Consider the following 4,419-nt stretch of genomic DNA (forward strand, 5'->3'; position numbering starts at 1 on the left):
AGAGCGATCTGGGGAAGCCCGCGCTCTACCCGATAGGGTGAGCGTCGGGAGGATGTCACCAATGTTTTTATCCTTTGGCAATGAAGGTTAGGATTGTCTTGATTTTTCAGGTGGGAGCCAAGTTTTGAGTTCTCAGGTTTGAGGTGGTGATGCGTTGTATCGGCAGTCGCCATCAGATGTTCTATTCCCCTCGGTGAGGGGCGTTCAGGGTGTAGATTGGCATGAGAGCCAATTTTGAAACTGGCACAAGGGCATGAAACCCGTTAAAACGCTTTCCCGTCCGGAGTCCCAAGGCAGGTTGGACGTCAATGCGGGCTGAATTATGAAGCAAGTTTCTTTGTTTGGCATGGCACTGGTGAGCGCAGGCATGATGATGGCAGGTGTGAGTCAAACGGCGATCGCTGCGACCTTCGACCAGCGGGAAGTGGATCAAAATCGGTTGATTGCGATCGCCGCTCCAGCCGGACAAATCTCCCACCAACTGCTAATCCTGGAACAAATTGGCACTCGCCGCTGCTGGGAAGAGGAAGGGGATGCGATTGGAACGGTCGATCCGCTCCTGTTGGATTTCGACTTCACGGGCATTTGCGGACGGAGTACCGATAGCAATGGGTACTCAGTGCGGGTAGCAGGGCAAGATTTAGCCTTGGACTATAGCCTTCGCATTCAGGAACGGGATGAGGAACTGGTGCTTGTGGCGGTCTCGAATCGCGATCGCACGGCACCTGTGCTTGAGATTGGGCATACGGCTGGTGTATCGGATGGTTTTCTCCGCATTGAGCTAAATCCCGGATGGCGGATGACGAAGCGTACCTATGAGGGACGAGTGCTGTCTCACATTTACCTCACCCACGACAGCGATCTAGGAACGTTGGTGGCAGAAGCTAGCGATCGCCCTACGGCAACTCGTCCGTCTACCTCGTCAACGACCGTTTCACCCAGCGATCGCATCTCTGCCTCCTCAACGGTGATTACGACCCCAACGGATGTGCCCCGTATTTCAACCAGCCCTTCGACATCGAGCGATCGCCCTTCCAGAGTAATTATTCCATCTACTTCATCCACCCCTACAACGACCTCATCTGGGGCGATTAATGCCGTCACCTATCGGGTGGTGGTTGATGCCAGCAGTTCCCAACTCGATGATATTCAGGATGTTGTGCCGGACGCGTTTCGGACAACGGTGGACGGACAGTCGGTGGTGCAGGCGGGTATTTTTCGCGATCGCTCTACGGCAGAATCGATCCGTCAATCGTTGGACAATCGTGATTTTCAGGCGCGGATTCTCACGATTCCGGCGGGTGCGCTGGTGGTCTCTCGATCCTCCTCAACCCTATCGAGTCGTACTCCTGGCGTGACCTCTCGCACCAGTGATGACGTACCCGATTTGTCCAACAGCCGTCTAACGGTTGTTCTGGATCCGGGGCACGGGGGTAGGGATCCCGGTGCGGTGGGGATTAACGGTCTCCAAGAAGCTGATGTTGTTCTCGATATTACCGAGAAAGTCGCTGATATTCTTGAGGATCAGGGCGTTAATGTCGTGATGACGCGCGTGGATGATCGCGAAATTGACCTTGCTCCCAGGGTTTCAACGGCGGAACGGGCAAACGCTACCGCTTTTGTCAGTATCCATGCCAATTCCCTGAGCCTGAGTCGGCCTGAGGTGAATGGCGTGGAAACCTACTATAGTTCGTCGTCGTCCTTGGGGCGACAGTTGGCGCAGTCGATTCAGGAGAATTTGGTAGACGAAACCGATATGGGCGATCGGGGCACCAAGACGGCTCGGTTCTACGTGCTGACCCAAACCTCGATGCCTGCAGCCTTGGTGGAAGTGGGATTTGTGACGGGCGAGGAGGATGCACCGCTATTGGCGAGTTCTGCCTTTCGATCTCGGATTGCGGAGGGTATTGGGCAGGGTATTTTGGACTATTTGCAGGGGCGATGAGCCAAGCCGGAACAAAAGCTGCTTACCCCGACCCTCAATGGTTTCATGATCTATCTATACCGCTAGGAATTCCTGAATCACGTCGTTGCTGAGGTCACTGGTTACACCAGAGGCCACAATGCCACCCTTTTGCATGGCGTAGTAGTAATCGGCCTGCCGCACAAAGTGGAGGTGTTGTTCCACCAGGAGGACGGAAATTCCGGTTGCGGCAATGATCTGTTTGACCGCTGATTCAATGTCCAAAATAATCGACGGCTGAATCCCCTCGGTTGGCTCGTCTAAAACTAGGAGCTTGGGTTTGCCCATCAAGGCACGAGCGATCGCCAATTGCTGCTGCTGTCCACCGCTGAGGTCTCCGCCCATGCGGGATAGCATGGTTTTCAACACGGGAAAGAGATCAAAAATCTCATCGGGAATCTCCGTAGAGCGGGATCGCGTGGGTCTTGCTTCCAATCCCAGAATCAAGTTTTCCTTTACGGTGAGACGAGGAATGATCTCTCGACCTTGGGGGACGTAGCCAATGCCCGATCGCGCCCGCTTGTCTGGCGTTTTATCGAGAAGGGACTGCCCAAAATAATGGATATTGCCACTACGAGGTTTTAACAAACCCATCACCGTTTTCAACAGCGTGGTTTTGCCAACACCATTCCGACCAATCAGACAGATCATTTTTCCAGATGGAACGCTCATGTCCACATCTCGGAGAATGTGGCTTTCACCGTAGTAGACGTTTAACCCAGAGACCCGCAAGACAATCTCATCAGATGATTGGTTGGGGGTAGACTCGGTAGATTCCATAACCGATGGTGACCATTCGCTCACAACCTCTCTCCTATGCCGCTTTGTGGCTTTCTTCAGGACTGCCCAAGTACACTTCAATTACCCGTGGATCGTTTTGAACCTCTTCAATACTGCCTTCGCAGAGTACCGATCCTTGGTGGAGTACTGTGACCTTGCGGGCAATCTGACGCACAAACTCCATGTCATGTTCAATCACGATAATGGTGTGGCTTTGGGCAAGGGAGATGAGAAGTTCTCCGGTGCGCTCCGTTTCCTCATCGGTCATGCCGGCCACAGGTTCGTCTACAAGGAGGAGATCGGGGGATTGAGCCACGAGCATGCCAATTTCGAGCCACTGCTTTTCCCCGTGGGACAGAAACTGGGCTGGAATGTCGGCTTTGGCGGCCAGTCCGATGACGTTGAGCAACTCTTTGACCGTCCGGACTTCACCACTGGGCGATCGCCGAAATAGAGTGTTAAAGACCGTTTTCTTACGGTTGCACGAGATCTCCAGATTTTCCCGTGGGGTGAGATTGAGATAGACACGCGGCGTTTGGAACTTCCGTCCTACCCCCATCCGCGCAATTTGGTACTCCGCATAGGGACGAACGTTTTTGCCTTTGAAGTAGACATTTCCCTCCGTCGGCTTTACTTTGCCCGTAATCACGTCTAGAAAGGTCGTTTTTCCGGCTCCGTTTGGCCCGATAATCACGCGCAACTCCCCTTCATCCACATCAAACGTGAGGTGGTTGAGCGCTTTAAAGCCATCAAAACTAACCGTTAAGTCCTCAATTGCCAATATTTTCCCGCTCACGTTCTACCTCCGGATCAAGGTCAAAACTAGGATAGGTTTCGGCTCGCTTCGGCTTGCCAATGATTTGGCGAATCTGATCCATCGCTTGGTATCGGAACCAGCCAATGAGTCCATCGGGTAAGAGAGTTACCACTAGCAGGAACAGTGCCCCTTGGAAGAATAGCCAGATTTCCGGGAAACGTTCGCTGAGGAATACGCGGGCAAACCCCACTAAAAGTGTCCCTAAAATGGCTCCGACCAGCGTTGCTCGTCCCCCCACCGCTACCCAAATCACCATTTCAATCGAAAAGGCGACATCCATTGCACTGGGGGTAATAATCCCGGATTGGACGGTGTAGAGTGCGCCAGAGATTCCGGCAAGGGCCCCAGAAATCGCAAATACGAGAACTTCAAAGCTGGTGGGATCGTAGCCGGAAAAGCGAATCCGGTTTTCGTCGTCTCGGATGGCAATCAGTAACCGTCCAAAGCGACCACTGGTCAACCATCGGCACAGGACATAGGCCAGCACCACCAGAATCACAGTGAAGATGTAAAACCGAACCTGCATCGGCGTTGAACCGACCTGCATACCAAACAGGGTAGTCGTGTCGGTTTTGAGGCCGTTGGTGCCATTAATCAACTTTTGCTGACCGTTAAAGAAGTTGAAAAAGACCACCAGAGATGCCTGGGTCAAGATTGAGAAATAGACCCCCCGAATCCGGTTTCGGAACACTAGATAGCCTAGCAGGGCAGCAACGATCGCCGGAATCAAAAAGATGGCGATGACCGTAAATGGAAACGAGTAAAACGGTTGCCAAAACCAGGGGAGTTCCGAGACACCATAGAGGGTAAAGAACTCCGGGATTTGTCCCTCTGGAATTTGCAGTTGCAGGTACATGGC

General features: G+C 53.0%; 4 protein-coding genes. 1 reads left to right on the top strand and 3 read right to left on the bottom strand.

The genetic code is table 11. From position 1 onward, the window contains the following. Positions 1-799: 799 nt before the first annotated feature. Complete coding sequence (locus tag IGR76_16865; protein MBF2080135.1) at positions 800-1,945, top strand: N-acetylmuramoyl-L-alanine amidase; 1,146 nt, start codon at positions 800-802, stop codon at positions 1,943-1,945. Positions 1,946-1,999: 54 nt separating this feature from the next. Here the strand turns inward: IGR76_16865 and urtE are convergent, their stop codons facing one another. The 3 genes from urtE to urtC all read right to left on the bottom strand — a co-directional run. After that, on the bottom strand, positions 2,000-2,743 hold the full coding sequence (urtE, locus tag IGR76_16870) for an urea ABC transporter ATP-binding subunit UrtE (protein MBF2080136.1): 744 nt from the start codon (positions 2,741-2,743) through the stop codon (positions 2,000-2,002). 34 nt (positions 2,744-2,777) lie between these two features. Further along, entirely contained in the window at positions 2,778-3,539 is a 762-nt protein-coding gene (urtD, locus tag IGR76_16875; GenBank protein MBF2080137.1) for an urea ABC transporter ATP-binding protein UrtD, read from the bottom strand. Next, positions 3,514-4,419: urea ABC transporter permease subunit UrtC (gene urtC / locus IGR76_16880; protein ID MBF2080138.1), on the bottom strand; the 906-nt coding region annotated here is incomplete at its 5' end. The genes urtC and urtD, both read right to left, overlap by 26 nt.

It is taken from the genome of Synechococcales cyanobacterium T60_A2020_003 (assembly GCA_015272205.1).
Classification (GTDB): Bacteria; Cyanobacteriota; Cyanobacteriia; order RECH01; family RECH01; genus JACYMB01.